We start from the raw sequence: 1634 nt of genomic DNA on the forward strand, positions 1-1634 counted from the left end.
TTCTCTAAACGATAAATAACGGTATTACGGTGTAAAAATAAACGTTTAGCAGTTTCGGATATTGCACAATGAGTTTCTAAATAAACAGATAACGTGTGCAATAGTACAGCATGATCTTTCTCATTTTCATTTGCAAGTGAATGTAGTGTGCTCTCATAGAACCTTTTTAATTGTTCTTGTGGAATCATACGTAAAATCGCTGAGATTTCTTTTGCTTGATATATCTCAATAAATTCTTTACTCCCTGATATTTCACCGTAGTAAAATGCATCTGTTGCTTCTTTAAATGAATGAGATATATGTAACAATTGTTCGCTAGAATTAGCAATTCCAAAAGATATGCTTTTTTGAAAATATGTATAGATTTTCACCTGTATGTTTTTTAATAAAGAGATCATTCGTTCTTTTTCAATTTGTCTCCAAATGCCATCACAATTCACCAACAAAACATACATATCATCTTTTATGAATAAATGAACATTTGCAGTATAAGAATTTGGTTCTTCCTCTATCAAGTCATATATAAGATCCTTTTCTTCTTGATATTCCATAAATGACATAGTGAATTCTTTTATATCTATTTTTCCTATAATACAAATATATTTTTGATCAAATGATAAATTAAATTCTTTTCCTAGATTAATAATTTCATCTTGAGTAGAGAAAACACTATTAATTACATTCGTAAAAAATTCATCCTGAATGCGTCTTGAGTATTGTCTTAAAGAATGTTCTTTTATTAATTCAAAAGCAAGGACGTTTGCAGCTTGTTCAACAGCCAATACCATTGAACGATTTAAAGGTGAAATAAAGCCGTCTATAACTAAATAGCTGTATTGATTATTCTGTGTATAAATGGGAAAAATTGAAACTGTATCACGAGTTTTAGTAAGAAGAGAAAAAGTAACAATTTCTATTGTTGATAACGGTAGTTTACGCCCGTTTATAAAAAACTTCTTTAAATTTTGAATAGATGCTTTAGTGTTATTGTGTTCGGAAATAGGGCGTAAGTGATAGTCAAGTAGTACTACTGGTAACTGAATTAGTGATGATAAATTTTCCAAAATCATATTTATGCCTTTTCCACTTATAATATGATTTGAAAATTGTTGATGTATTTGCATTGCTTGATGTAATTCATTAGTTCGCATATCCAGAATATAACTTAAGGTTTGATTTACAAGATCTCCTAGTCCTATGTCAAATGGGAGCTCAATAATTGGAAAATAAATTTCATCTGCTAATGAAATAATTTCTTCGGGTATTTCTTGTAAAAACCGTTTAGTTTTTATACCTAATGCTGTACAACCTTGTTTCTTCATTTGTATGATAAGTTCTCGTAATGCATACATATCGTCTTTAAAATGATATGCACTTGTAACTAGCAATTCGTTTCTCTTTAAGAAATGAATAATATCAGGTGCATCCATCATATTAACGGTATAAACTTCTTGTTCTACACCCTTATGACCAGCGATAAGCTTAGCTTGATCGAAGATAGGGATTTTCATAATATCATATAGTTTCATTCGATTTCCTCCAAGGGTGACTTATGTAGGATATTAAGAGCCAAATTACTAAATAAGTAGATTATACTAACTCTTAGAATGTATTACAAAGTTTAAATGTAAATA

General features: G+C 29.3%; 1 protein-coding gene. It reads right to left on the minus strand.

The window, feature by feature from the left end; all coding sequences use genetic code 11:
- The coding region (locus ACQGSG_RS28785) for a PucR family transcriptional regulator (RefSeq protein WP_426948715.1) at positions 1-1529 on the minus strand (1529 nt) is incomplete at its 3' end.
- Between the last annotated feature and the right edge of the window lie 105 nt (positions 1530-1634).

Origin of the sequence: Bacillus sp. GMa5/1 (genome assembly GCF_050172015.1) — a bacterium.
Lineage (GTDB): Bacteria > Bacillota > Bacilli > Bacillales > Bacillaceae_G > Bacillus_A > Bacillus_A cereus.